Annotated in this window: 27 protein-coding genes; 15 read left to right on the top strand and 12 right to left on the bottom strand. The window is 61.3% G+C overall.

Annotation, left to right across the window (positions count from 1 at the left end):
- Positions 1-16: 16 nt before the first annotated feature.
- The 3 genes from ftsY (at position 17) to J3P73_RS23460 (ending at position 2,852) form a co-directional block, all read left to right on the top strand.
- Positions 17-1,549: a signal recognition particle-docking protein FtsY gene (gene ftsY / locus J3P73_RS23470; RefSeq protein ID WP_130692967.1), complete on the top strand. Its 1,533-nt coding sequence runs from the start codon at positions 17-19 to the stop codon at positions 1,547-1,549.
- A 74-nt stretch (positions 1,550-1,623) separates the two neighbouring features.
- Positions 1,624-2,268, top strand: coding sequence for a septation protein A (locus tag J3P73_RS23465; protein WP_024320432.1), 645 nt, complete (start codon positions 1,624-1,626; stop codon positions 2,266-2,268).
- Complete coding sequence (locus J3P73_RS23460; RefSeq protein WP_024320431.1) at positions 2,265-2,852, top strand: DUF2585 domain-containing protein; 588 nt, start codon at positions 2,265-2,267, stop codon at positions 2,850-2,852. The genes J3P73_RS23465 and J3P73_RS23460 overlap by 4 nt, the downstream gene beginning before the upstream one ends.
- Positions 2,853-2,880: 28 nt before the next feature.
- Here the strand turns inward: J3P73_RS23460 and J3P73_RS23455 are convergent, their stop codons facing one another.
- The 5 genes from J3P73_RS23455 to ccmA are packed head-to-tail and all read right to left on the bottom strand — an operon-like array spanning position 2,881 to position 5,839.
- Positions 2,881-3,489 (bottom strand): DsbE family thiol:disulfide interchange protein, encoded by a 609-nt coding sequence (locus J3P73_RS23455; RefSeq protein ID WP_024320430.1) that lies wholly within the window; start codon positions 3,487-3,489, stop codon positions 2,881-2,883.
- Positions 3,486-3,665: a heme exporter protein CcmD gene (gene ccmD, locus J3P73_RS23450; RefSeq protein WP_024320429.1), complete on the bottom strand. Its 180-nt coding sequence runs from the start codon at positions 3,663-3,665 to the stop codon at positions 3,486-3,488. The genes J3P73_RS23455 and ccmD overlap by 4 nt, the downstream gene beginning before the upstream one ends.
- A 4-nt stretch (positions 3,666-3,669) precedes the next feature.
- Complete coding sequence (locus tag J3P73_RS23445; protein ID WP_024320428.1) at positions 3,670-4,431, bottom strand: heme ABC transporter permease; 762 nt, start codon at positions 4,429-4,431, stop codon at positions 3,670-3,672.
- 48 nt (positions 4,432-4,479) lie between these two features.
- Positions 4,480-5,139, bottom strand: a complete 660-nt coding sequence (ccmB, locus tag J3P73_RS23440; RefSeq protein ID WP_024320427.1) for a heme exporter protein CcmB — start codon at positions 5,137-5,139, stop codon at positions 4,480-4,482.
- Between the two features lie 52 nt (positions 5,140-5,191).
- Positions 5,192-5,839, bottom strand: coding sequence for a heme ABC exporter ATP-binding protein CcmA (gene ccmA / locus J3P73_RS23435; RefSeq protein WP_024320426.1), 648 nt, complete (start codon positions 5,837-5,839; stop codon positions 5,192-5,194).
- A gap of 262 nt (positions 5,840-6,101) precedes the next feature.
- Here ccmA and acnA point away from each other — a divergent pair, with 262 nt between their 5' ends.
- The 3 genes from acnA to J3P73_RS23420 all read left to right on the top strand — a co-directional run bounded on the left by acnA (position 6,102) and on the right by J3P73_RS23420 (position 10,551).
- Complete coding sequence (gene acnA / locus J3P73_RS23430; protein ID WP_024320425.1) at positions 6,102-8,792, top strand: aconitate hydratase AcnA; 2,691 nt, start codon at positions 6,102-6,104, stop codon at positions 8,790-8,792.
- 233 nt (positions 8,793-9,025) lie between these two features.
- Positions 9,026-9,766, top strand: coding sequence for a DUF1223 domain-containing protein (locus tag J3P73_RS23425; RefSeq protein ID WP_012759356.1), 741 nt, complete (start codon positions 9,026-9,028; stop codon positions 9,764-9,766).
- 383 nt (positions 9,767-10,149) lie between these two features.
- Positions 10,150-10,551 carry a DUF2794 domain-containing protein gene (locus J3P73_RS23420; protein WP_018448249.1) on the top strand — a complete coding sequence of 134 codons (402 nt, stop codon included), beginning with the start codon at positions 10,150-10,152 and terminating at the stop codon, positions 10,549-10,551.
- A 7-nt stretch (positions 10,552-10,558) separates the two neighbouring features.
- Here J3P73_RS23420 and J3P73_RS23415 read toward each other — a convergent pair whose 3' ends face one another.
- The 5 genes from J3P73_RS23415 to J3P73_RS23395 all read right to left on the bottom strand — a co-directional run bounded on the left by J3P73_RS23415 (position 10,559) and on the right by J3P73_RS23395 (position 15,790).
- Complete coding sequence (locus J3P73_RS23415) at positions 10,559-11,116, bottom strand: GNAT family N-acetyltransferase (protein ID WP_024320424.1); 558 nt, start codon at positions 11,114-11,116, stop codon at positions 10,559-10,561.
- Between the two features lie 121 nt (positions 11,117-11,237).
- Positions 11,238-11,558 (bottom strand): hypothetical protein, encoded by a 321-nt coding sequence (locus J3P73_RS23410; RefSeq protein ID WP_018072059.1) that lies wholly within the window; start codon positions 11,556-11,558, stop codon positions 11,238-11,240.
- Positions 11,559-11,633: 75 nt separating this feature from the next.
- Complete coding sequence (locus J3P73_RS23405; RefSeq protein WP_011653891.1) at positions 11,634-12,362, bottom strand: Bax inhibitor-1/YccA family protein; 729 nt, start codon at positions 12,360-12,362, stop codon at positions 11,634-11,636.
- Between the two features lie 180 nt (positions 12,363-12,542).
- On the bottom strand, positions 12,543-15,086 hold the full coding sequence (locus J3P73_RS23400; protein ID WP_024320423.1) for an ABC transporter permease: 2,544 nt from the start codon (positions 15,084-15,086) through the stop codon (positions 12,543-12,545).
- Positions 15,083-15,790 carry an ABC transporter ATP-binding protein gene (locus tag J3P73_RS23395; RefSeq protein ID WP_018072061.1) on the bottom strand — a complete coding sequence of 236 codons (708 nt, stop codon included), beginning with the start codon at positions 15,788-15,790 and terminating at the stop codon, positions 15,083-15,085. The genes J3P73_RS23400 and J3P73_RS23395 overlap by 4 nt, the downstream gene beginning before the upstream one ends.
- Positions 15,791-15,862: 72 nt before the next feature.
- Here J3P73_RS23395 and J3P73_RS23390 point away from each other — a divergent pair, with 72 nt between their 5' ends.
- Together J3P73_RS23390 and thpR are read left to right on the top strand one after the other, a co-directional pair.
- Positions 15,863-16,507: an arylesterase gene (locus tag J3P73_RS23390; RefSeq protein WP_018072062.1), complete on the top strand. Its 645-nt coding sequence runs from the start codon at positions 15,863-15,865 to the stop codon at positions 16,505-16,507.
- A gap of 68 nt (positions 16,508-16,575) precedes the next feature.
- On the top strand, positions 16,576-17,169 hold the full coding sequence (gene thpR, locus J3P73_RS23385) for an RNA 2',3'-cyclic phosphodiesterase (RefSeq protein ID WP_003543644.1): 594 nt from the start codon (positions 16,576-16,578) through the stop codon (positions 17,167-17,169).
- Here the strand turns inward: thpR and J3P73_RS23380 are convergent.
- A complete protein-coding gene (locus J3P73_RS23380; RefSeq protein WP_075224977.1) occupies positions 17,076-17,576 on the bottom strand; it encodes a low molecular weight protein-tyrosine-phosphatase in 501 nt (166 codons plus the stop codon). The genes thpR and J3P73_RS23380 overlap by 94 nt on opposite strands.
- A 35-nt stretch (positions 17,577-17,611) precedes the next feature.
- Between J3P73_RS23380 and J3P73_RS23375 the strand changes: the two genes are divergently transcribed.
- Positions 17,612-17,917, top strand: coding sequence for a 4a-hydroxytetrahydrobiopterin dehydratase (locus J3P73_RS23375; protein ID WP_018072064.1), 306 nt, complete (start codon positions 17,612-17,614; stop codon positions 17,915-17,917).
- An 80-nt stretch (positions 17,918-17,997) separates the two neighbouring features.
- Positions 17,998-18,390, top strand: coding sequence for a YkvA family protein (locus J3P73_RS23370; RefSeq protein WP_018072065.1), 393 nt, complete (start codon positions 17,998-18,000; stop codon positions 18,388-18,390).
- Between the two features lie 80 nt (positions 18,391-18,470).
- On the opposite strand, the gene J3P73_RS23365 is transcribed toward J3P73_RS23370, so the two are convergent.
- A complete protein-coding gene (locus J3P73_RS23365) occupies positions 18,471-19,031 on the bottom strand; it encodes a sigma-70 family RNA polymerase sigma factor (RefSeq protein WP_075224978.1) in 561 nt (186 codons plus the stop codon).
- Positions 19,032-19,367: 336 nt separating this feature from the next.
- On the opposite strand from J3P73_RS23365, the gene J3P73_RS23360 reads away from it, so the two are divergent.
- From J3P73_RS23360 to J3P73_RS23340, 5 genes are all read left to right on the top strand, one after another.
- Entirely contained in the window at positions 19,368-19,877 is a 510-nt protein-coding gene (locus tag J3P73_RS23360; RefSeq protein ID WP_003543638.1) for an invasion associated locus B family protein, read from the top strand.
- Between the two features lie 246 nt (positions 19,878-20,123).
- Positions 20,124-21,353, top strand: a complete 1,230-nt coding sequence (gene rlmN / locus J3P73_RS23355; RefSeq protein WP_075224979.1) for a dual-specificity RNA methyltransferase RlmN — start codon at positions 20,124-20,126, stop codon at positions 21,351-21,353.
- Between the two features lie 93 nt (positions 21,354-21,446).
- Positions 21,447-22,400, top strand: coding sequence for an ABC transporter substrate-binding protein (locus J3P73_RS23350; RefSeq protein WP_130692966.1), 954 nt, complete (start codon positions 21,447-21,449; stop codon positions 22,398-22,400).
- 130 nt (positions 22,401-22,530) lie between these two features.
- Positions 22,531-23,409 carry an ABC transporter permease gene (locus J3P73_RS23345; protein ID WP_011653881.1) on the top strand — a complete coding sequence of 293 codons (879 nt, stop codon included), beginning with the start codon at positions 22,531-22,533 and terminating at the stop codon, positions 23,407-23,409.
- Positions 23,406-24,200: an ABC transporter ATP-binding protein gene (locus J3P73_RS23340; protein ID WP_130692965.1), complete on the top strand. Its 795-nt coding sequence runs from the start codon at positions 23,406-23,408 to the stop codon at positions 24,198-24,200. Before J3P73_RS23345 ends, J3P73_RS23340 begins: the two co-directional genes overlap by 4 nt.
- Positions 24,201-24,206: the final 6 nt, after the last annotated feature.

The raw sequence follows: 24,206 nt of genomic DNA, 5'->3' as shown, positions 1-24,206 counted from the left end.
CTTTCACGGAATTCCCATGGCGCTCAGTTTCATCAAAAAGGTCTTTACCTTCGGCAAGGACAAGCCGGCGGAGACGAGCGCGGTGGAGGCCGAGTTCGAACAGCAGTCGCCGGACGCGGTCCTGCCGGTCGCCGACGATCCCGTTCTGCCTGAGGAAATGGACATGGCCGGCGGCCCGGCCGCCGATATCGGCGACGGTGGGGTCGAGGCGCCAAGCATCCTTGAGGAAGCCGTGCCACTTCCTCCTGCGGATCAGATGAGCGATTTCGGCCTGGTGCCGCTTTCACTGCTGGAGGCCGAAGCCGAAGTCGAAGAAGTTGCGGGCGAGTTGCCTTCCGGTTCCTCGGTCGATGCCATTGAGGATGAAACGCCCAATGCTGTCGAAGCTGTCGTCGAGATTATAGAGACGTTGCCCGAAGAGATTTTGACGCCGGACGTGGAAGACGACATCTCCATTCCGTCGACCCCTCCCGCTGTGGAGATGCTGGACAAGGCGGAAGACGACATCCTGCCTGCAGAACCCTCCGAGGCGGCGATCGAGGAGCCGAGGCCAGAATCCCCCATCCTCCCCAAAGGCTTCGCCACCGGCCGTTCGGTCGTCGAGCCGGAGCCGGTTATCTTGCAGCCGAAGCTCAGCTGGTTCCAGCGTCTGCGCAACGGCCTTGCGCGCACCTCCTCGCAGTTGACCAGCCAGATCACCGCGCTCTTCACCAAGCGCAAGCTCGATGACGAGACGCTGCAGGATCTCGAAGATCTGCTGATCCAGGCCGATCTCGGCGTCGAGACTGCCATGCGCGTCACCGACACGCTCGCTTCCGAGCGTTATGGCAAGGATGTCACCGGCGAGGATGTCAGCCGGATCATGGCGTCTGAAATCGCCAAGGTCCTGAAGCCGGTCGCCAGGCCGCTGCAGCTCGACCTCTCGCACAAGCCGCATGTCATCCTCGTCGTCGGCGTCAACGGCACCGGCAAGACGACGACGATCGGCAAGCTTGCGGCGAAGCTTTCCGGCGCCGGGCTGAAGGTGATGCTGGCAGCCGGCGATACTTTCCGTGCGGCTGCGATCGAGCAACTGAAGATCTGGGCCGACCGGACGAAATCCGAATTCATCGGCACCAAGCTCGGCGCCGATGCCGCCGGCCTTGCCTATGATGCCTTCGAACAGGCAAAGGCGAAAAAATGCGACGTGCTGATCGTCGATACCGCCGGCCGCCTGCAGAACAAGGCAGAGCTGATGGCCGAGCTCGAGAAGATCGTGCGCGTGCTCGGCAAGCTCGATCCCGATGCGCCGCACACCGTGCTGCAGACCCTCGATGCCACGACGGGGCAGAACGCGCTCAACCAGGTCGAGATCTTCCGCAACGTCGCCGGCGTCAACGGGCTGATCATGACAAAGCTCGACGGCACGGCGCGCGGCGGCATTCTTGTCGCCATCTCGGCCAAGCATAAGCTGCCGGTCTATTTCATCGGCGTCGGCGAGGGCGTCGAGGATCTGGAGCCGTTCGAGGCCGAGGATTTTGCCCATGCCATTGCCGGGCTTGGGCAATGATGCCACAGATATGCCGCCGAAAGCCTGCAAGGCACGGCCGGAACAGTTTCCAGGAAAACAGGTTTGAAGAACGCATGAGTACAGAGAGCGATATCACCCCGACCGCGGCCGACCGGCATCATCCTTTGCTGAAACTGGCGCTGGAACTCGGACCGCTGCTGATCTTCTTCTTCGCCAATCTGCGTGGCCAGTGGCTGGTGGAGACGTTTCCTGCTCTTTCCGAATTGGGCGGACCGCTGTTCGTCGCGACCGGCCTCTTCATGGCGGCGACGATCCTCTCGCTGATCGTTTCGAAGGTCGTGCTCGGCCATCTGCCGATCATGCCTTTTGTATCGGGCATCGTCGTCGTCATCTTCGGCTCGCTGTCGATCTGGCTGCAGAACGAAACCTTCATCAAGATGAAGCCGACCATCGTCAATGCGCTCTTCGGGGTGGCGCTGCTCGGCGGACTGGCCTTCGGCAAGTCGCTGCTCGGCTATGTCTTCAATGCTGCGTTCCAGCTCGATGCCGAGGGCTGGCGCAAGCTCACCATCCGCTGGGGCATCTTCTTTCTCTTCCTCGCCGTGCTGAACGAAGTCGTCTGGCGCAATTTTTCCGACGGTACCTGGGTCGCCTTCAAGGTCTGGGGCACGATGCCGATCACCATCATCTTCACGCTGGCGCAGATGCCGCTGGTGTTGAAGCATAGCATCAATCCAGAAACGGACGGCGAGAAGTGAGCGCTGCAGAGGCCGAATACCGCGTAAGACACCAGACCTTTTGGTTCGCCGCCTGCCTTGCGGTTCTGATCATTCAGATTGCCGCCGAATATATGATGGGCCGCGTGCCGATCTGCGCCTGCGGTTATGTCAAGCTGTGGGAGGGCGGGGTCAATACCAGCGGCAATTCGCAGCATCTGTCGGATTGGTATACGCCGTCGCACATCATCCACGGCTTCCTGTTCTACGGGCTCGCGCATCTCATCCTGCGCCGCAAGCCGCTGGCGGCAAGGCTGCTGCTGGCGCTGGTGATCGAATCCGGCTGGGAGCTGCTCGAGAATTCACCGCTCATCATCGACCGCTACCGCACGGCGACGATCGCGCTCGATTATTACGGCGACAGCATCCTGAATTCGGCGATGGACACTGTCTTCATGTGCGTCGGCTTCTTCTTCGCGCGGCGCGCACCGGTGGCGCTGACGGTAGCGATCGCCATCTTCTTCGAGATTTTCACCGGCTACATAATCCGCGACAACCTGACGCTCAATGTTGTGATGCTGATCTGGCCGGTGGAGGCGATCAAAGTCTGGCAGGGCGGGGGTTAAGGCTTCTTTGTCCTGATAAGACACCTCATTAGGAAACCGGCTTGCCGAGCGCCTTTTCCATCGCTGGAAACAGCCCTTCCTTCAGGCTGATATCGTCGAAGGGTCCGACGCGCTTATAGAGGATCGTGCCGTCAGGCCCGACCAGATAGCTTTCCGGAATGCCGTAGACACCCCAGTCGATCGCTGCCTTGCCGTTCGGATCGACGCCGATCGCACGATAGGGGTTGCCGAGTTCGCCGAGGAAACGCAGGGCGTTGTCGCTCTGGTCCTTGTAATTGATGGCGACGATGTTCAACCGTCCGTCCTTTGCCAGTTCTTTCAATACTGGATGTTCATCCCGGCAGGGGAGACACCATGAGGCGAAGACGTTGACGAGGGTCAGCTTACCCTTGATTGCCGCATCGGTCAGCGCCGGCAGGTTGGCGCCGTCGAGCGGCGGCAGGTTCAGCGCCGGCGCCTTGGTGCCGATCAGGGCGGAGGGAATTTCGGCGATGTTCTTGCCATGGAAATCCTGGTCGTAGAGCATCTTTGCGGCCGTGGCAGCGATGCCGCCGAAGACGACGAGCGGCAGCAGCGCCAATGCGTAACGGCTAAGCCCGCGCGGCTTGGCGGCGGTGTTTTCCGGCGTGTCGTTCATTCGCCATCCCCCACACTGTTCTTGGGGCGCGCCGAACGGCGGCGGATGCCGGCAGCCTCAAGGGCGGCAAGTTCCCTGCGGCGGGCGCGGCCGTCGGCCCAGGTCCAGGCCGTGACGGCGATCGTCACCAGGGCTGCAAAGCCATAGGAAGCGTAGACGTAGAAGTCATGCGTCACGGCTCTATTCCTCCCGGCTCGCCATGCGGGCGGCAAGACGGCGCTGAGCGGCAATGCGGCGGCGCCAGATCTCGTTCCTCATCGCCATGATGTGCAGCGTGAAAAAGAGCAGGGTGAAGGCGATCGCCATGATGAAGAGCGGGCGCAGGAATTCCGGATCGATCGCCGGGCCGTCGAGGCGCAGCACGCTTGCCGATTGATGCAGCGTGTTCCACCACTCGACGGAGAATTTGATGATCGGAATGTTGACGAAGCCGACAAGGATGAGCACGGCGGTGACGCGCGCGGCCTTCGACGGATCGTCGATGGCGCGGCCGAGTGCAATCAGCCCGAGATACATCAGGAAGAGAACGAAGACGGAGGTCAGCCGCGCATCCCAGACCCACCAGGTGCCCCACATCGGCTTGCCCCAGAGCGAACCGGTGACGAGTGCAAGCAGGGTAAAGGCGGCGCCGAGCGGCGCTGCGGCCTTGGCGGAGACATCGGCCAGCGGATGGCGCCAGACCAGCGTGCCGATCGCCGAGACGCTCATGATCGTATAGCACATCATCGAAAGCCAGGCCGAGGGCACATGCACATACATGATGCGCACGGTCTGGCCCTGCTGGTAATCGCCTTCGGTGGCGAAGCTCAGATAGAGGCCGACCGCGAAACAGAGGGCGGTGATGCCAGCCAGCCACGGAATGGCGCGCGCCGCCAGCGCCAGAAACCGCGTCGGGTTGGCGAGATCGCTGAATTTGCTGATGGCAAGGCTCGTTTCGCTCATGATCGTTTCCTTACCTTGATCCGGCTTTTCCCGCAATCGAACGCCCCATCAATCCGCTGTGTTTCGTAGCGCCAGGGCCGCGGCTGCCGGGCCGATGACCGCGAAGAAGAGTGTCAGCGCAATGAGGATCAGGAAGGGTGGCAGGAACGGGGCGGGATCCTCGACTGCAGCATAGGTGGCGCTGACGCCGAAGATCAGCACTGGGATGGTCAGCGGCAGCACGAGGATCGAGACCAGCAGGCCGCCGCGGGGCAGCGCCACGGCAACGGCGGCGCCGACGGCGCCGATGAAGGTGATGGCGGGCGAGCCGACCAGCAGCGTCAGCATGGTCGCGCCGATCGCTGTCTCGTCCATGTTCATGAAGAGGCCGAGCAGCGGCGAGGCGATGACGAGCGGCAGGCTGGTGGCCGTCCAATGGGCAAAGCATTTGACCAGCACGGTCAGGACGAGCGGCGTTTCCTGCATCAGCATCAGGTCAAGCGATCCGTCGTCGCGCTCGGCCTGGAACAGGCGGTCGAGGCCGAGAAGGGCGGCGAGCAGCGCCCCGATCCAGACGATGGCGGGGCCGATGCGCGAAAGCAGCTTGAGATCGGGGCCGACGCCGAAGGGAATGACGGCGACGATGGTCAGGAAGAACAGCACGCCGATCAGCGCACCGCCGCCGGCGCGGATGGAAAGTTTCAGGTCGCGGAGGAAGAGGGCGGTCATGCGAGGCAGCTCTCTAGATATGCGGTTGACGGGGTAGCTACGTCGAGAAGCATCAACCCCATACCCCATGATCGACCCCGGCAAAGCCCGTCATCTTCAATTCCTGCGAATTCCTCAGCCGCAGCGGCTGATGCGTCGCCGCCAGCACGATGCCGCCCTTTTCCAGATGCGCCGTTATCAAATCGGTAAACAGCCGGTAGGCGCTGGCATCGAGTGCCGCGGTCGGCTCGTCGAGGATCCAGACCGGGCGGTGGGCAACGAGCAACTTGGCGAAGGCGAATCGGCGCTGCTGGCCGGCGGAGAGATAACCGAAGGGAAGGTGAGTGATTCCCGAAAGACCGACCGCTTCGGCGGCGTCCTCGACGGCGAGGCTGGCAGCGCCGCCTGTGTCACCGAGAAAGACACGCCAGAAATCGAGATTTTCTGCAACCGTAAGTTCATTCTTCATCGCGTTTCGATGGCCAAGGTAGTGGCTGACCTCGCCCGGATGGCTACCTCCCGGGCTCCCTTCGTCGTGAAATATGACAGTGCCTTTTTCCGGCCTCAGCAGTCCGGCGGCCACACGCAGCAAAGTGGACTTTCCCGATCCATTTCTACCCGTGAGGACAAGCGCCTCGCCGGCCGCCAAGTGAAAGGAAATGTTAACGAAAATGAGATCCTCACCGCGCCTTGCAGCCAGATTTTCGGCGGTGAGATGCATGCGTCGGCTCTTTCTCGGTTTCGGCTTCCGGCGGGGTCAAAAAATGTCCGATTTTGACTGTCCTCGGGTATGGCAAGTTTTTAGGAAATTATCTATAAGACCTGCAACCACGCCAGCGGTCGGCGTGAATTTCATCCTTGCGCCGAACTTGGAGCGTCTGTTCCACGTGCGGACAGCGGAAATGGCCGTACCCGCATCCTGATGTGCATTAAGTGCATAGGCGTTCGCACGACTGTGTTGGCTATCAGAAACGGGGTCTCTCGTGTCTAAATCTCTTGACAGTTTCAATTGTCGTTCCACGCTCTCCGTGAACGGGAAGGACTATGTCTATTACAGCCTGCCCAAGGCTGAGGCAAACGGTCTGGCCGGTGTGTCGAAGCTTCCCTATTCGATGAAGGTGCTGCTTGAAAACCTGCTGCGCTTCGAAGACGGCCAGTCGGTCACCAAGGAGCACATCCTGGCCGTTGCCGAATGGTTGAACAATAAGGGCGCGGTCGAAAACGAGATCGCCTATCGCCCGGCGCGCGTGCTGATGCAGGACTTCACCGGCGTTCCCGCCGTCGTCGATCTTGCCGCTATGCGCGACGCGATGGTGTCGCTCGGCGGCGATCCCGAGAAGATCAACCCGCTCGTTCCCGTCGATCTTGTCATCGACCACTCCGTCATCGTCGACGAATTCGGCACGCCGCAGGCCTTCGCGCGCAACGTCGAGCTGGAATACCAGCGCAACGGCGAGCGCTACCGTTTCCTGAAGTGGGGCCAGCAGGCCTTCAAGAATTTCCGCGTCGTGCCTCCCGGCACCGGCATCTGTCATCAGGTCAATCTCGAGTATCTCGGCCAGACCGTCTGGACCAAGGAAGAAGACGGCGAGACGATCGCCTATCCGGATACTTGCGTCGGCACCGACAGCCACACGACGATGATCAACGGTCTCGGCGTTCTCGGCTGGGGTGTGGGCGGTATCGAAGCGGAAGCTGCGATGCTCGGCCAGCCGGTCTCGATGCTGCTGCCCGAAGTCATCGGCTTCAAGCTGACCGGCAAACTCAAGGAAGGCGTCACGGCGACCGACCTCGTTCTCACCGTCGTGCAGATGCTGCGCAAGAAGGGCGTCGTTTCGAAGTTCGTCGAATTCTTCGGCCCCGGTATGGACAACATGCCGCTCGCCGACCGCGCGACGATCGGCAACATGGGTCCGGAATACGGCGCCACCTGCGGCTTCTTCCCGGTCGACGGCGAAACCATCAACTACCTCACCATGTCCGGCCGCACTCATGACCGGATCGCCCTCGTCGAAGCCTATTCGAAGGCGCAGGGCATGTGGCGTGAGGGCGACGGTTCCGAGCTCGTCTTCACCGATACGCTGGAACTCGATCTGAACGACGTCGTGCCGTCGATGGCCGGCCCGAAGCGTCCGGAAGGCCGTATCTCGCTCGAGAATATCGCGACCGGTTTTGCCGGCTCGATGGATGCCGACTACAAGAAACCCGGCCAGTTGAACAACCGCTATGCGGTTGAAGGCACCGACTTCGATCTCGGCCACGGTGACGTGGCGATCGCTGCTATCACGTCGTGCACCAACACCTCCAACCCGTCAGTGCTGATCGCCGCCGGCCTTCTTGCCCGCAACGCCGTTGCCAAGGGCCTGAAGACGAAGCCGTGGGTGAAGACCTCGCTGGCACCGGGAAGCCAAGTCGTCGGCGAATATCTCGCCAAGTCGGGCCTGCAGGCCGATCTCGACAAGCTCGGCTTCAACCTCGTCGGTTTCGGCTGCACCACCTGCATCGGCAATTCCGGCCCGCTGCCGGCGCCGATCTCGAAGACGATCAACGACAAAGGCCTTATCGTTTCCGGCGTTCTCTCCGGCAACCGTAACTTCGAAGGCCGCATCTCGCCCGACGTGCAGGCGAACTATCTCGCATCTCCGCCGCTGGTTGTCGCTTATGCGCTTGCCGGCACGGTGCAGACGGATCTGACCAAGGAGCCGATCGGTGAGGACCAGAGCGGCAACCCTGTTTATCTCAAGGACATCTGGCCGACCTCTAAGGAAGTCCAGGAATTCATCCTGAAATACGTGACGCGCGAACTCTACGAATCCAAGTACGCCGATGTCTTCAAGGGCGACGTCAACTGGCAGGCCGTTCAGGTTCCGCCGGGTCAGACCTATGCCTGGGACGACAATTCGACCTACGTGCAGAACCCGCCCTACTTCGTCGGCATGGGCAAGAAGGGCAGCGGCGTCTCCGACATCAAGGGCGCCCGCGTTCTCGGCCTGTTCGGCGACAAGATCACCACCGACCACATCTCGCCGGCCGGTTCGATCAAGGCGGCATCGCCCGCTGGCGCCTACCTCATCGACCACGACGTCGCCGTTGCCGATTTCAACCAGTACGGCACGCGCCGCGGCAACCATGAAGTGATGATGCGCGGCACCTTCGCCAATATCCGCATCCGCAACCACATGCTCGGCCCGAACGGCAAGGAAGGTGGCTACACCATCCATTACCCGTCGAAGGAAGAGACCTCGATCTACGACGCCGCGATGCAGTACAAGCAGGAAGGCGTGCCGCTCGTCATCTTCGCCGGTGTCGAATATGGCAACGGCTCCTCGCGCGACTGGGCTGCCAAGGGCACCAACCTGCTTGGCGTCAAGGCAGTGGTCGCCCAGTCCTTCGAGCGCATCCATCGCTCGAACCTGGTCGGTATGGGCATCATTCCCTTCGTCTTCGAAGAGGGCACGACCTGGCAGAGCCTCGGCCTCAAGGGCGATGAACTCGTCACCATCGAAGGTCTGGAAAAGATCAAGCCGCGCGAGAAGAAGATCGCCAAGATCACCTATGGCGACGGCACCGTGAAGGAGGTTCCGCTGCTGTCGCGCGTCGATACGCTCGACGAGGTGGTCTACCTCAACAACGGCGGCATCCTGCAGACGGTTCTGCGCGATCTCGCTGCCTGATTTTTAAGACACTTAGCTGACAATGGCCGCCGGAGAGCAGTTTCCGGCGGTTTTTCTTTGCGGCGACGGTCTTTAAACGGGGCTCACGATGATTTGTTTGCGCAAGTTCCCGTCGAGCTAGGTCTCACCCGTTCGTGACTTTTCGTTTGGACCCGGAAGGATTATTCGTACGTTCATATGTCAGAGCCTTCGGTTCCAACATGCCGTCGGCGCTGAAAAAGAGGTGCAGGTGAATGTCCCCCCGTTTTTTGATTCCGCTGATCGCCGGCGTTGTTCTCTCAGGCCCGCTGCAGGCCGAAGACGGCACGCCGAAAGGTGTCGTCGAACTCTTCACGGCGCAGGGCTGCTCTTCCTGTCCTCCCGCTGATGCCGCTTTCCGCAAGCTGGTGAACCAGGGCGATGTCATCGCGCTCGCCTATCATGTCGATTACTGGAACTATCTCGGTTGGGCCGATACGCTGAGTTCCAAGGAAAATACCGAGCGGCAGTATGGCTATGCCAAGACAATGGGCCGCAGCAACGTCTACACGCCGCAGGCCATCGTCAACGGACGTGGTCATCTGGCTGGCGCCGATCTAAATGGCATCAACAGCCAGATCGACACCTATAGCAGCGAAGGCAATGGGCTGACCGTTCCGATCAGTGCCGCTATGCGCGGCGACGAGCTGGAGATCAAGATCGGCGCGGGACAGGGCAAAGCCAATGTCGTGATGGTCTATTTCGACAAGGAAAAGACCATCGACGTCGAAAAGGGCGAGAACAGCGGCCAGAAGATCTCCTATCTGCACAGCGTCACCAATGTCGAAACCGTCGGCATGTGGGACGGCAAGGCGACCAGTCTGACGCTGCCGGCCAGCGTGTTGCAGAGGCCGCAGCTCGAGGGCTGCGCCATTCTGCTGCAATCGGCGACCGCAGACGGCGACCCGGCTGCGATCCTTGGCGCGACCGTGGTGATGGCTGGCAAAAATATTTGAAATTTCATCCGGGTACGGATGAAATGCTGGGGCGGCCCGGCCGAGCGTATTCGGGGCTGGGGTTAAGGTCGATACGCTCCGCCGGGCCCTTTGGCGCGCTGGCGCCAAACTGGAATTCATAAATCTCCTGCAAATGAGGCGCTGTTTTGACTGAAATGCGGCGCTGCGGAGAAAGCGTTAGCCTGCCCAGCGCATCATGCCTTCCGAAAATCGGACCAACTTTCGGAAGGCATGATGCGCAGACTCAAAGTGCTACAGCGTCCTTGCGCGAGAGACGCGCGGCGCTGTCGTGCGGCTGAATGTGACGGCCGGCACTCTTGCAATTTGCGGCGGCTCGGGCAAACTGTCACTCTCCTGTCACATGTGGAGGCCTTGTGAGACTGATGACAGATCAGCCGGATTTGCGACACGGCGAAAGCCGTTCCGTCGACCATAGTTCCTCAGTCGTCGTCGATCTCAGGGAATACAAGCAAAGCAAGGACCCGCTTCCGGTGACCTTCCACCGGCGTGAACTGGATGCGATCCTCTGGATCTACGGCCGGATGGTCGGTGACGGTGAATGGCGCGACTACGCCATCGATCACCTGAAGGACAGGGCGGTTTTTTCCGTTTTCAAGCGTTCCGGCGAAATGCCGCTCTTCCGCATCGAGAAAAACCCGAAGCTCGCCGCGAAGCAGGGCGCCTATTCCGTGATCAACACCAACGGCACCATCCTGAAGCGCGGTCACGAGCTGAACCAGGTGCTGAAGGTGTTCGACAAGGCCCTGAAGCTGGTCGACAAATAAACCCGCATCAGCCGGCAAACAGCGTGCCGGGATAGACGGACGGATCCGGATCGCTCGTCATGGCTTCGCCGAGCGCGCGCTGCATGAACATCGTGTCCAGCCAGCGGCCATGCTTATAGCCGGTGCCCTTCATCAGACCGACCTCCTCGAAGCCGGCTGCTCGATGAAGCGCGATCGAGGCGGGGCTGGCGCCGCCGATGACGGCTGCCATCTGACGGAAACCGAGTCCGGTGCAGCGGTCGATCAGTTCAGCAAGCAGCGCCTTGCCGATGCCCCGGCCGCGGGCCTCAGGCGCCAGATAGATCGAATCCTCGACCAGCCAGCGATAGGCGGGACGCGTGCGAAACGCCGAGACATAGGCGTAGCCGAGCAGGACGCCGCCCGCATCGACGGCGGCGATATAGGGATATTGCTGGCTGACGATGGCCGCAAAACGTTGCGCCAACTCGGCCTCGGACGGCGGTACGATCTCATAGCTCGCGACGCCGTTCAGGACGGATTCGCGGTAGATATCGGCGATGGCGGGAATATCGGCTTGCGAGGCTTTGCGCAGGAGGAAGGACATCGGCGGCTGGTCCAGCGGGAGGGCAGGGCTCCTCTAAAACCATTCCTGCAAAGCCGGCGCAACAAAAAAAGCCTATGCAAGCCCATGTGCAGATGATCATCAACGACATGCCCTGCCGCAGCTACTCTAGAATTTGGATCCTCAACCTTTCGGCTTGCTTGCGCGCCTGGCGCCTCACATACAGGACCAGCAATGGCGAGAAGACGAAAGCCATGACGACGTGCACCACAGCAGAGAGCACCAGGTCACTTCCTCTAATCGGGTCGATAGGTATCAGGTGCCAGTAGTCGATAGCCAGAACCCCTAAAATTGCGCCGGCCAAGGCGGCAATGGTGGCGCTGAGCCAAACAACGACCGAATAGAGCAGGCTATCAGGCAGTCGCTTCGCAAATAGTACTGCAACGACAATGCACGGGATGAAAACAAATCCTTGCAGTAGCATGCCCTACCCCCTCCGGCATTCACCCACAACAATAAAGGCGGCCGAAGCCGCCTTTTCGATCTCAGTCTGCCCTGCTTATTTACGGTTGCCCATGAACTGCAGCAGGAACATGAAGAGGTTGATGAAGTCGAGATAGAGCGTCAGAGCGCCCATGATCGCCTTGCGACCGGCCACGGCAACGTCATCAGCTTCCAGGTACAATTCCTTGATCCGCTGGGTATCGTAGGCGGTGAGGCCTGCGAAGATCAGAACGCCGAGCACCGAGATGGCGAACTGCACGGCAGACGACGCCAGGAAAATGTTGACCAGCGAAGCGATGATCAGGCCGAACAGACCCATCATCAGGAACGAGCCCATCGCCGACAGGTTACGCTTCGTCGTGTAGCCGTAAAGCGACAGCGCGCCAAAGGAGGCGGCGGTGACGAAGAAGGTCTGAACGACGCTCTGACCCGTGTAGATCAGGAAGATCGATGAGAGCGACAGGCCGACGAGCGCTGCGTAGACCGCAAAGGTCGTCTGGGCGGCAGCCACCGTCATCGTATTGATCCGGAAGCTCAGGAAGAACACCAGAGCGAGCGGCGCCAGAATGACCACCCACTTCAGCGGGCTCACATAGATCGCCTGACCGAAAGCGGTCAGCTCGCCATTGGCGAAGGCGAATTGGAACGACAGATATGCGGCCACACCGGTGATCGCCAGACCCAGCGCCATCAGGTTGTAGACCTTGAGCATATAAGCGCGCAGGCCTTGATCAATCATCTCGCCGGTCTGAGCGCGGCTTTGATAGTTACGAAGATCAGCCATAGTTTCCTCTTACAAGCTCCGATGGAAATACGGTGTCGGGGTTTTCGACCCGGGCGCCGCTGCGGAGCTCCAGCATGCCTGCGAACAATATGAGGCTTTCGCCCATTGCAAACAAGAGGCTTGCAAAGCCTCGGCCGGTTAAATCGCCGTAAGGTGAAGGGTTTGAGTGCCGCGGCTTGATCAAAGTTCGCGCAAAACGGGGGCCGCCTTCTGCCCAAGGATGCGCCAGGTGCCGATGAGGCCGATGCCGACGGTGAGGACGAGTGCTGTGACGAGCGTCAGTCCCGCCACGTCGGGCAGAAAGGTCGAGGGCAGGCGCATGATGCGGGCGACGATGAACCAGGCGGCAACGCCGCCGGCGATCAGCGCGAAGATCGCGGTCGCAAGCCCGAGGATCAGATATTCGTAGCTGAAGGCGCGGATCAGCATGGCGCGCGTGGCGCCGAGCGTCTTCAGCACCACCGCATCGTGGGTGCGCGCCCGGTTTCCGGCGGCAAGCGCCCCGGCAAGGACGAGGATCGAGGCGATGAGGGCGACCGAGGCCGCAGCACGGATCGCGGTCGCAAGCTGCGCGACCAGCTGGTTGACGATATCGATCGCGTCCTTGACGCGCACACTGGTGATCGTCGGATAGGTATTGGTGACGGATTTCAGGATCGCCGCATCTTCGGCCGGTGTCGAAGACGGATCGGTCAGCGTCGCGAGCCACGCATGCGGGGCGCCGCGGAAGGTATTCGGCGAGAAGACCATGACGAAATTGATCGACAGCGATTCCCACTCGACGCGGCGCAGATTGGCGATCTTCGCGGTGATGTTGCGGCCGAGCACGTTGACGGTGACCGTATCGCCGATCTTGAGGCCCAGCTCATGCGCCTCTTCCGAGGAGAAGGAGACGAGTGGCTCGCCGCTGTAATCCTTGTCCCACCATTTGCCTTCGGTGAGGGCGGCGTTCTCCGGCAGGGTTTCGGCATAGGTGATGCCGCGATCGCCGTTCAGCACCCAGCGGCCGGCCGCCGGCACGTTCATCTTGGTGACGTCCTCGCCGTTGAAGGCGATGATCCGGCCGCGCAGCATCGGCACTTCGACAAGCTTGCCCCGGGGCGCCTGCGCCTGGACGAGATCGCGGAAGGCATCGACCTCGGCGCTCTGGATATCGACGAAGAAGAAGTTCGGCGCCCCCTCGTTCATCCGGCCGGTCAGCTGCTGGCGCAGGTTCCCGTCGATCAGGGTGAGCGTCACCAGCAATGCCAGGCCAAGGCCGAGCGAGAGCACGACCGAAGGGGTCAGTGCGCCGGGGCGGTGGATGTTGCCGATTGCCAGCCGCAGCGCTGGCGAATTGACGCGCGGGCTGCGGCGCGCGAGCCAGGCGATCAGCGCGGCGACCAGACGCAGGACGACGAAGGCGAAGACGATCGCGCCGACGAAGACGACGGCGATGAAGCGATCATAGGCGGTGAGGATGGCAAGCCCGGCAAGGGCGACCATGAACAAGGCGGCAAGCAGGATGTAGGGCCAGGAGGGCAGGCGGCGGGCCTCGAAGCCCTGCTCGCGGAACAGTGCGGTCGCCGGCACTTCGCGGGCGTGGCCGAGCGGCAGGATGGCGAAGGCGAGCGTCGTCAGGATGCCGAAGAGCGTGGCGAGCAGCAGGGCGCCGGGGTAGAGGGTCGGCGTCGTGGAGACCGGCAGGAATTGCGCCAGGAACTGCGCGGCGAGCATCGGCGACAGGGCGCCGATGACGAGGCCGATCAGGATGCCGCCGAGAGCGATGATGGCGATCTGGATGAGATAGATCAGGACGACGACCTGCGCCGGCGCACCGAGACATTTGAAAGTGGCGATGGTGGTGCGTTTGGAATCGAGGAAGGCGCGCACCGCATTGGCGACACCGACGCCGCCGACGATCAGTGCGGTGAGGCCGACCAGCGTCAGGAACTGCGAGAAGCGGGTGATGTTTTCGGTGAGCGACGGCGCGGCACGGTCGCTGGTGCGGATCGCCCAGCCGGCGGAGGGGAATTCCTTGGAGGCGCGCGCCTGGATGCCCGACATCGCGGCCTTGTCTTCCAGCCGGATCTTGTAAGCGTGTTCAACCAGGCTTCCCGTCTGGATCAGCCCGGAGGCTTGAAGCGCCTGGCGGCTGACGAGGAGACGCGGCGCAAAGCCAAAACCTTCCGACAGCGCATCCGGCTCGGTTTTCACCGTACCGGTGATGCTGAGCTTGACGTTGCCGAGCAGCAATTCGTCGCCGACCGCAAGCCCGAGCCGATCGAGAAGCAGCGGCGCTGCGACCGCGCCATAGGTGCCGCCTTGGCCCGAAAGCAGTGCTGCAAGCGGATAGTCCGGCTCGGCCACGAACTTGCCGTAGAGTGGGTAGGCGTCGTCGACGGCCTTGACCTCGACCAGCGCCTGATCGGACCCGTCGGGCTTGCGGGCCATCGAGCGCAGGCCTGTCGACACCGAAACGGTGCCGAGGCCTTCGAGGAAACCGATTTCCTGAGACGTGGCTTCGCGGTTGTTGAGTTCGAAACGGACGTCGCCGGCCAGCAGTTCCTGCCCCTGCGAGGCGATCGTATCGGTGATCGACTGCGAAACGGAATTGACGGCGGCAATCGCGCCGGTGCCGAGCGCGATGCAGGCAAGGAAGATGTAGAAGCCGCGAATGCCGCCGCGCAGCTCGCGCAGTGCCAGGCGAAAAGCGAGCGAGACGCGTGGCGTGATGATCCTCATGCGATCGCCGCTTCGGTGCGGCGGGCGGCGCTGTCGCCTTCGATCCGGCCGGAGCGGACGCGAATCTGGCGCGAGCATCGGTTTGCAAGCGAGACGTCGTGGGTGACGAGAAGCAGGGTCATGCCGCGTTCGGCCTGCTTGGAGAACAGAAGGTCGGCGATCTGGCGGCCGGTCTCGGTATCGAGATTGCCGGTCGGCTCATCGGCGATCAGCAGGGCCGGCGACGGGGCGAGCGCCCTGGCGATCGCCACGCGCTGCTGTTCGCCGCCGGAAAGCTGACCGGGATAGTGGTTCAGCCGTTCGCCGAGGCCGACTGATTTCAGCTCGCGATGAGCGATCTCGAAGGCGTTGCCGACATTGGCGAGTTCGAGCGGCACGGCGACGTTTTCCAGCGCCGTCATGTTGGCGATCAAGTGGAAGGATTGGAAGACGATGCCGATGTTGCGGCCGCGGAAATCGGCGACCTGGTCCTCAGTGAGGCTATGGAGCGGCGTGTCATTGATGTTGATCTCGCCGCTGTCGAGCTTCTCCAGCCCGGCAAGCACCATCAGCAGGGTGGATTTGCCGGAACCGGAAGGGCCGACGATGCCGACGGATTCGCCGGCCGCAATATCGAGATCGATGCCCTTCAGCACATGGACGGAGGCGGCTGCGCTGCCAAGGGTCAGATCGGCGCCCTTCAACTCGATAATGGTTTTTGCCAACAGAAATCGCCCTATATAAGTCCGTAATCGAATGGCCGCATAACGGCACTTCGCCAATCTAGGGAAGCCAGCATGAGATTTAAAGTTGCCGCCCTTCAATTCACCGTCATCGCCGTCTCGCTGATCCTTGCCACTGGAGCCAATGCCCGGACAATCAATCTCGTCGGTTTCGGGGACAGTTTGATGGCGGGCTATCAGTTGCCGCCCGGCGACGGCTTTCCGGAAAAGCTGCAGGCGGCCCTGAAAGCGAAGGGGCTCGACGTCACCATCGCCAATGCCGGGGTCTCCGGCGACACGACGACAGGGGGCCTTGCGCGCATCGACTGGTCGGTACCCGACGGCACCGATGGCGTCATTCTCGAGCTTGGCGCCAATGATGCGTTGCGCGGCATCCCGCCGGAAGAGAGCGCGAAGAATCTCGATCAGATGATTATCCGGCTAAAGGAGCGTGGGATTGCCGTGCTGCTCGCCGGTATCATAGCGCCGCCGAACATGGGAGCGGATTATGCCGCACGATTCAACCCGATCTACCAGAAGCTCTCGGAAAAACATGGGCTTCCACTCTATGCCTTCTTCCTCGACGGCGTCGCGCTGGAGGCTGGGTTGAAGCTTGACGACGGCATGCATCCAAATACGAAAGGCGTCGACGTCATGGTCGAAAAGATGGAGCCTGCTGTCACAAATTTCGTCGAAACGATTTCTTCTGTGAAGAAATAGGGGCTTGCGCGGTTATTGATTGCATGATTCCGTGTGAGCACCTGCAAAAGATTCGGGGAGTGCTCGTGATGCCGAGACTGTTTACCGCCCTCGAAATTCCGCGCAATGCGGCGATGAGTCTTTCATTGCTGCGCGGTGGCCTCCCCGGAGCACGATGGATCGATGTGGAGAATTACCACATCACCCTGCGCTTCATCGGTGATGTCGACGGCCGCACGGCCGATGAAATCGTTGAACGTCTCGACCGGATCGACCGGCCGGAATTCCAGTTCCGGCTGGAAGGCATCGGTTCGTTCGGTTCGAAGAAACCACATTCGGTCTGGGCCGGCGTCTCGCAATCGCCTGAAATGTATGCCCTGCAGGGCGAGATCGAGCGGATCTGCCAGCGCATCGGCCTGCCGCCGGATCCCCGCAAATTCATGCCGCATGTGACGCTGGCGCGGCTCAAGTCCTCGCGGCTCGACGACGTCGTGCAATATCTGGCCGGACGCGGCAACTTCCACACCGCAACCTTCACCGCACCGCGCTTCGTGCTGCTTTCGTCACGCGAATCGGTCGGTGGGGGGCCTTACCTCACCGAGGAAGTGTTCCCGTTGCACGAGGCACGCTCGACGCCCAGCGTTTCGAGCAGCCTGCAGCAGCCGGTCAAGAGCCTGGTGTAGACCAGCTCGAAACCTTCAGGGCCGCCATAATAGGGATCGGGGATATCCTCTCCGGTTCCCAGCGCGATATCACCGAAAAGGTGGATATTCGCCCCATGCGGCGCGCTCTTTTCGAGCACCGCCAGATTATCTCGGTCCATGGCGAGAATCAGATCGAAATCCGTGAAATCCCTCGGCCGGACGCGGCGGGCGCGCTGCCCCGATATGTCGATGCCGTGGCTTTTCGCCGTGGCGATCGAACGCTGGTCCGGCGGGTCGCCTTCATGCCAGCCGCCGGTGCCGGCGGAAGCGATCGTAAAATCGTCGGTCAAGCCGGCCTCGGCGACGAGATGGCCAAAAATTCCCTCCGCGAGCGGAGAACGGCATATATTGCCCATGCAAACGAAAAGGATGCTGATGCGTTTCATCGGTAAACCTGTCGGACAGATGAGAGGAGCATGGCATGAAAATGGAAAGACTGGAACGGACGGCAGCCGAGGCGCAACTGACCGAGCTTTCGGGCTGGGTGCTCAATGATGCGGGTTCGTCGATATCGAAGACGTTCAAGTTCGCAAATTTCGTCGAGGCTTTCGGCTTCATGACGCAGGCAGCGCTCGTGGCCGAGAAGCTCAACCATCATCCCGAATGGTTCAACGTCTATTCCAGGGTGGATGTGACGCTGAACACGCATGATGCCGGCGGACTGACGGAGCTGGATTTCAAGCTCGCCAAAGCAATGGAGAAGGCCGCGGCGCGCGGTGGCGTTTGAAAGCGGAGCCGATTGAAAGGGGCCGATTGAAAGACTGGGCGCCGTCACCATATGTTCGCTTGGACGAAAGGGATGCAGGGATGGACGAGGTCAAATTCGGGGAAATCCTCTTGCCGGGCGACGAGGATACGCAGAGCCGGCGCGAGAAGACCGTCAGGCAGAAATTCTGGCCGACGTTTCGGCGGGCGGTGCGGCAGATCCCGTTCTCACGCGATGTGGTCGCAGGTTTCTATTGCGCGCTCGATCCGCAGACGCCGACGAAGGTGCGCGGCGTGCTGCTTGCGGCACTCGCCTATTTCGTCATGCCGATCGACATGATCCCGGATGTTTTCGCGGTCATCGGCTTTTCCGATGACATCGCCGTGCTCTCGGCCGCCTTCGCGATGGTGCGCGGCCACATCCGGCCGGGCCACTACGAAGCGGCCGACCGCGTTCTCGCCGATCGGCCGGAAGAAGCCATGAAGACGATCTAAAGGCTCCAGTCACGCTTTAGGTCTTTGATTTTCCGCATGTCGTCCTCCCAAAACCGCTGCACACTTTTGGGCGACATACGTCAGGCGATTTCGCGTTCCAGCACCTTGCGGAGCTTGCCGAAGGCAAGCCGGATACGCGACTTCACCGTGCCGAGCGGCAGGCCGGTCGATTCGGCGATCTCCGAATGCGATTGACCGAGGAAGAAGGCGGCGCGCAGCATGTCGCGCTGTTCCTCCGGCAATTGACCGACGGCGGCGCGTATCTTGGCGTCGCGATCGTCATTGGCGATGATTTCTTCCGCGCCGATATCGCCCGGCGGCTGCAGGGCCGGATCAGTCTCATCGAAGATGCGGGTATTGGCGCGGCGTTGCATGTCGATGCGGCGATTGCGGGCAATGCGGAAAAGCCAGGTCGAAAGTGAAGATCGCGTGGCATCATAGAGGTCTGCCTTGTGCCAGAGCACGATCATGATCTCCTGGACCAGTTCCTCAGCCTCGCCTGGTGTCATCCTCTGGCGCATCAGCCAGGCCTTCAGGCGGGGTGCGAAATAGTCGAACAGGATGGAAAAGGCCTGCTGGTCGCGATCGTTCGCGACGGCCTTCGCGAGGGCAGCGAAACGCTGTCTTTCCTCGGCATCCATGTCCCCTCACCAGCCCCCTGCGGCAATAATTTCGTCCCGGATTTCCAAGTCTTAATGAGGTACAACGGATTTGGGAAAGGTCAAACTCTTGCCTGAATCTTTGTGTCTTAAATTCAGCCGAACGGACGGCCAGTGCCATTGGGGCACGGTGTCGCGGTCGATACCGTCAAAGGGGCGAAAATTGACACTCGAGCTGAAATGACACAGGCACATACAAATCGCAGCTATTGTTGACCATTTGGTAACCTGAATTAAGTCAAAATAAAGCAGATCGTGATTATGCGGCGCCCGCTATGATCGCTTCGGGCCTTGAATCGCAAGAACCGGCAGGAATCCATGTTTGTAAAAAGTATCGTATCCGCTCTCGCACTCACCCTTGTTATGGCCGGAGTTGCGACAGCGCAGCAGGCCGCGCCGAACCGCATCCAGCAGTTCCAGGCATGGGGCGCTTACTCCTACAAGTCGGGCAGCAGCACCGTCTGCTATGTGCTGTCCGTTCCGACGGCAAAGCAGCCGGCAAGCGTCGACCACGGTGACAATTTCTTCATCGTCTCCCAGCGTCCGGGCCAGAACATCTCCTACGAGCCGCAGGCGATGATGGGCTACACGGTCAAGGAAAATTCGAAGATCAACGTCGTCATCGACAACAAGACCTTCGTAATGTTCACCAAGGACAAGGCCGGCTGGGTCGAGAACGCGGCGCAGGAGCCGGCCCTCGTCGCCGCGATGAAGACCGGTCATTCGATGACGGTCAATGCCGTTTCGCGCAAGGGCACCGGTACCTCCTACAGCTATTCGCTCTCGGGTATCTCGGCTGCGCTGAAGCAGATCGAAACCTGCAAGTAAGCTTTTTTTGTTGTCAGAGCTTCGAGGGCCGGCCTTGCGCCGGCTCTTGTCGTTTCCATCTATAGTGACGTGCGGGCAAAATGATGCTAAAGGCCGCGCAACAGCGGACAGATCGCGATTTCAGTCGCCGTTCCGCCATTCAATTTCTGCCAATGTGCCGTCATGCACCCGCCAGTCTTCCGGCTTAGCCCTGAAGTTCGCAGGGTTTGCGGGGCGGTTACGTGTTCGAATTCGGGATGAAAGACTATGTCCGTCATGGATGCGATTGATGTCATCAAGCCTCAGGCGCCCCGCGCCGCTTCCGGCGTCGAGAAGCCGTCGTTGATCGGCCTGTCGCGCGAGGAGATGGGGGCGGCACTCCGGGAAAAGGGTGTGGGCGAGAAACAGATCAAGATGCGCGTCTCGCAGCTCTGGAACTGGATCTATGTGCGAGGGGTCTCCGACTTCGACCATATGACGAATGTCGCCAAGGACATGCGGGAGATGCTGAAGCAGCATTTCACCATCGAACGTCCCGAGATCGTCGAGGAGCAGGTCTCCAACGACGGCACGCGCAAGTGGCTGCTGCGCTTTCCCGCCCGCGGCGCCGGGCGTCCCGTCGAGATCGAGGCCGTCTACATTCCGGAAGAGGGCCGCGGCACGCTCTGTCTTTCCAGCCAGGTCGGCTGCACGCTCACCTGTTCCTTCTGTCACACCGGGACGCAGCGTCTGGTGCGCAACCTGACGGCGGAGGAAATTCTTTCGCAGCTGCTGCTTGCCCGCGACCGGCTTGGGGATTTCCCGGACCGTGAAGCGCCGCAGGGCACGATCATGCCTGCCGAGGGCCGCAAGGTCAGCAACATCGTCATGATGGGCATGGGTGAGCCGCTTTATAACTTCGATGCCGTCAAGCAGGCATTGCTGATCGCCACGGATGGTGACGGCCTGTCGCTGTCCAGGCGCCGCGTGACGCTTTCCACCTCCGGTGTCGTGCCGGAGATCTTCCGCACCGGCGAGGAAATCGGCGTCATGCTGGCGATTTCGCTGCATGCGGTGCGCGACGATCTGCGCGACATTCTCGTGCCGATCAACAAGAAGTACCCGCTGAAGGAGCTGATCGAAGCCTGCCGGACCTATCCTGGCCTTTCGAACGCGCGGCGCATCACCTTCGAATATGTGATGCTGAAGGATGTCAACGACAGCCTGGAAGATGCCAAGGGGCTGATCAAGCTCCTGAAGGGCGTGCCGGCGAAGATCAACCTCATTCCGTTCAATCCCTGGCCCGGCACCAATTATCAGTGTTCCGACTGGGAGCAGATCGAGAAGTTCGCCGACTTCATCAATTCGGCAGGTTATGCCTCGCCGATCCGCACGCCGCGCGGCCGCGACATTCTCGCCGCCTGCGGCCAGCTGAAATCGGAATCGGAACGCATGCGCAAGACCGAACGTCTGGCCTTCGAGGCGATGATGATCGCCAATCACGGCGCCGACGACTGATCAGCAAGTTTGATCCTCGCTACAATTCTCCGCGATTGATTTCAGGGGGCGCTTTTCCTAAAAGTGCCCCCAAAATCATTCAGGAGGATCCCCATGCGCCCGATTTTGCTCGCTCTTGCCGCCACTTTGGCCCTTTCCCTGCCGGCAAAGGCTGATGATGTCACCGTCGCCGTGACGGCGATTGTCGAACATCCGGCGCTGGATGCGGCGCGCAAGGGTGTTCTCGATGCGCTGACAGCTGCGGGCTACAAGGAAGGCGAGAACCTGAAATTCGTGTTCGAATCGGCGCAGGGCAATCCGGCGACGGCGGCCCAGATCGCCCGCCAGTTCGCCGGCGACGAGCCCAATGTCATCGTGCCGATCTCGACGCCCTCGGCCCAGGCCGTCGTCTCCTCGACGCGTGACATTCCTGTCGTCTTCACGGCCGTGTCCGATCCGCTGGGCGCCCAACTCGTCAAGAACATGGACAAGCCCGGCGGCAATGTCACCGGCCTTTCCGATATGTCGCCGGTCGCCGAGCACATTGCGCTGATCAAGGAAATCCTGCCTGATGTGAAAACCATCGGCTATCTCTACAATTCCGGCGAGGCGAATTCCGTTTCGCTGCTCGCCGTGCTGAAGGCTGAAGCCGAAAAGGCTGGCCTGAAGGTGGTCGAATCGGCCGCCACCAAATCGGCCGAGGTCCAGGGTGCGGCACGCGCACTCGTCGGCCGCGCCGATGCGATCTACATTCCGACCGACAACACCATCATCTCCGCGCTTGAAGGCGCTGTCGCGGTTGCCGAGGAGAGCAAGCTGCCGCTCTTTACCGCCGATACGGATTCGGTTTCGCGCGGCTCGATCGCCGCCCTCGGCTTCAACTATTATGATGTCGGCAAGCAGACCGGCGAGATCGTCGTTCGTGTGCTGAAGGGCGAGAACCCGGGCGACATCGCCGTCAAGGCTGCCGCCGGCAGCGACCTCGTCGTCAACAAGGCGGCGGCCGAGAAGATGGGGGTCACACTGCCGCAGAGCGTGCTTTCCCGCGCTACCAAAGTCATCGAATAAACAAGGCGACTGCCGTCGCTGATCGAGTTTGCAGCCGCTTCCGTTCCACACGGGGGCGGCTGATGGTATTAAAAGCCTGATGTTTTGCGCAAGGCGCGGAGCGGAAGCGGACAGAAGAGGGGCGGAAGCCTTGAGCCAAATCGCATTCTGGGGGGCCGTCGAACTCGGACTGGTCTATTCCTTCGTCGCCCTTGGGGTCTATCTCGCCTTCCGTGTTCTGGATTTCCCCGACCTGACGGTCGATGGCTCCTTTCCGCTTGGCGCGGCGGTGACGGCCGTGCTGATCATTGCCGGCGTCAATGCCTGGCTTGCGGCGCTGATCGCCATGGCGGCCGGTGCCGCCGCGGGCATGGTGACGGCGCTGCTCAACGTGCGCTTCAAGATCCTCAACCTCCTCGCTTCGATCCTGACGATGATCGCATTGTTTTCCGTCAATCTGCGCGTGATGGGAAAACCCAATGTCGCGCTTATCAATGCCGACACGATGATCAGCCCGTTCTTCGGCCATGGCCTTCGCGATTTCTACGTGCGGCCGCTCTTCGTCGGTGTTCTCGTCGTCATCGCGCTCATCCTGGTCTGGCGTTTCCTCGAGAGTGATGCCGGCCTGGCAATGCGGGCGACAGGCGCCAATGCAAGGATGGCGCGGGCCCAGGGTGTCGATACCAGCCGGCAGATCTATCTCGGCATGGCGATCTCCAATGCGCTGGTGGCGCTCGGCGGCGCGCTGTTTGCCCAGACGAACGGCTTTGCCGACGTCACCTCGGGCGTCGGCACGATCGTCGTCGGTCTGGCCGCCGTTATCATCGGCGAGACGCTGCTCGGGCGGCGTGGTCTGCTGATCGCGCTAATCGGCTGCGTGCTCGGCTCGATCCTCTATCGCATCGCGATCCAGCTGGCGCTTTCGAGCGACGTCATCGGCCTGCAGGCGTCCGACCTCAATTTCGTGACGGCCGTGCTGGTGACCGTGGCGCTCATCCTTCCCCGTTTGCGCGGAGGTGCCGCGTCGTGATCAACCTCAAGAACATCAAGGTCGTTTTTGGGCGCGACACGCCGCTGCAGAAGCAGGCGCTTTCGGGTGTCAGCCTGACGATCGAGGAAGGCTCCTTCGTTACCGTCATCGGCTCGAACGGCGCCGGCAAATCGACGCTGCTCGGTGTGCTCGCCGGCGATGTGCTGGCAAGCGAAGGGCAGGTGCTGATCGGCAATGCCGACGTGACCCGCAAGACGACGGCGGCGCGCGCCGGGCTGGTTGCCCGTGTCTTCCAGGACCCGCTAACCGGAAGCTGCGGTGCGCTGTCGATCGAGGAGAACCTGGCGCTTGCGGCGCGCCGCGGCGAACGACGCGGGCTCGTCTCGGCGCTTGGCGCAAAACGGCGCGACCATTTTCGCGCGAGGATCGCCGAGCTCAATCTCGGGCTGGAGAACCGCATGAAGGACCGCATGGACCTGCTTTCCGGTGGCCAGCGCCAAGCGGTCTCGCTCGTCATGGCGACGCTGGCGGGCTCGGAAGTGCTGCTGCTCGACGAACATACTGCGGCGCTTGACCCCGGCATGGCAGAATTCATCATGGGTCTGACCCAGAAAATCGTTTCCGAGCGCAAGCTGACAACGCTGATGGTGACGCATTCGATGCGCCAGGCGCTCGATTATGGCCACCGCACGGTGATGCTGCATGGCGGTGAGATCGTGCTCGATGTCGCCGGCGACAGCCGCAAGACATTGCAGGTCGAGGATCTGATCGCGATGTTCCGCAAGATGCGCGGCCAGACGCTGGATGATGACGCCTTGCTGATCGGCTAAGGCCTA

The organism is Rhizobium ruizarguesonis (genome assembly GCF_017357285.1).
GTDB lineage: Bacteria > Pseudomonadota > Alphaproteobacteria > Rhizobiales > Rhizobiaceae > Rhizobium > Rhizobium ruizarguesonis.
This window is presented reverse-complemented; position numbering and strand designations above follow the sequence as displayed.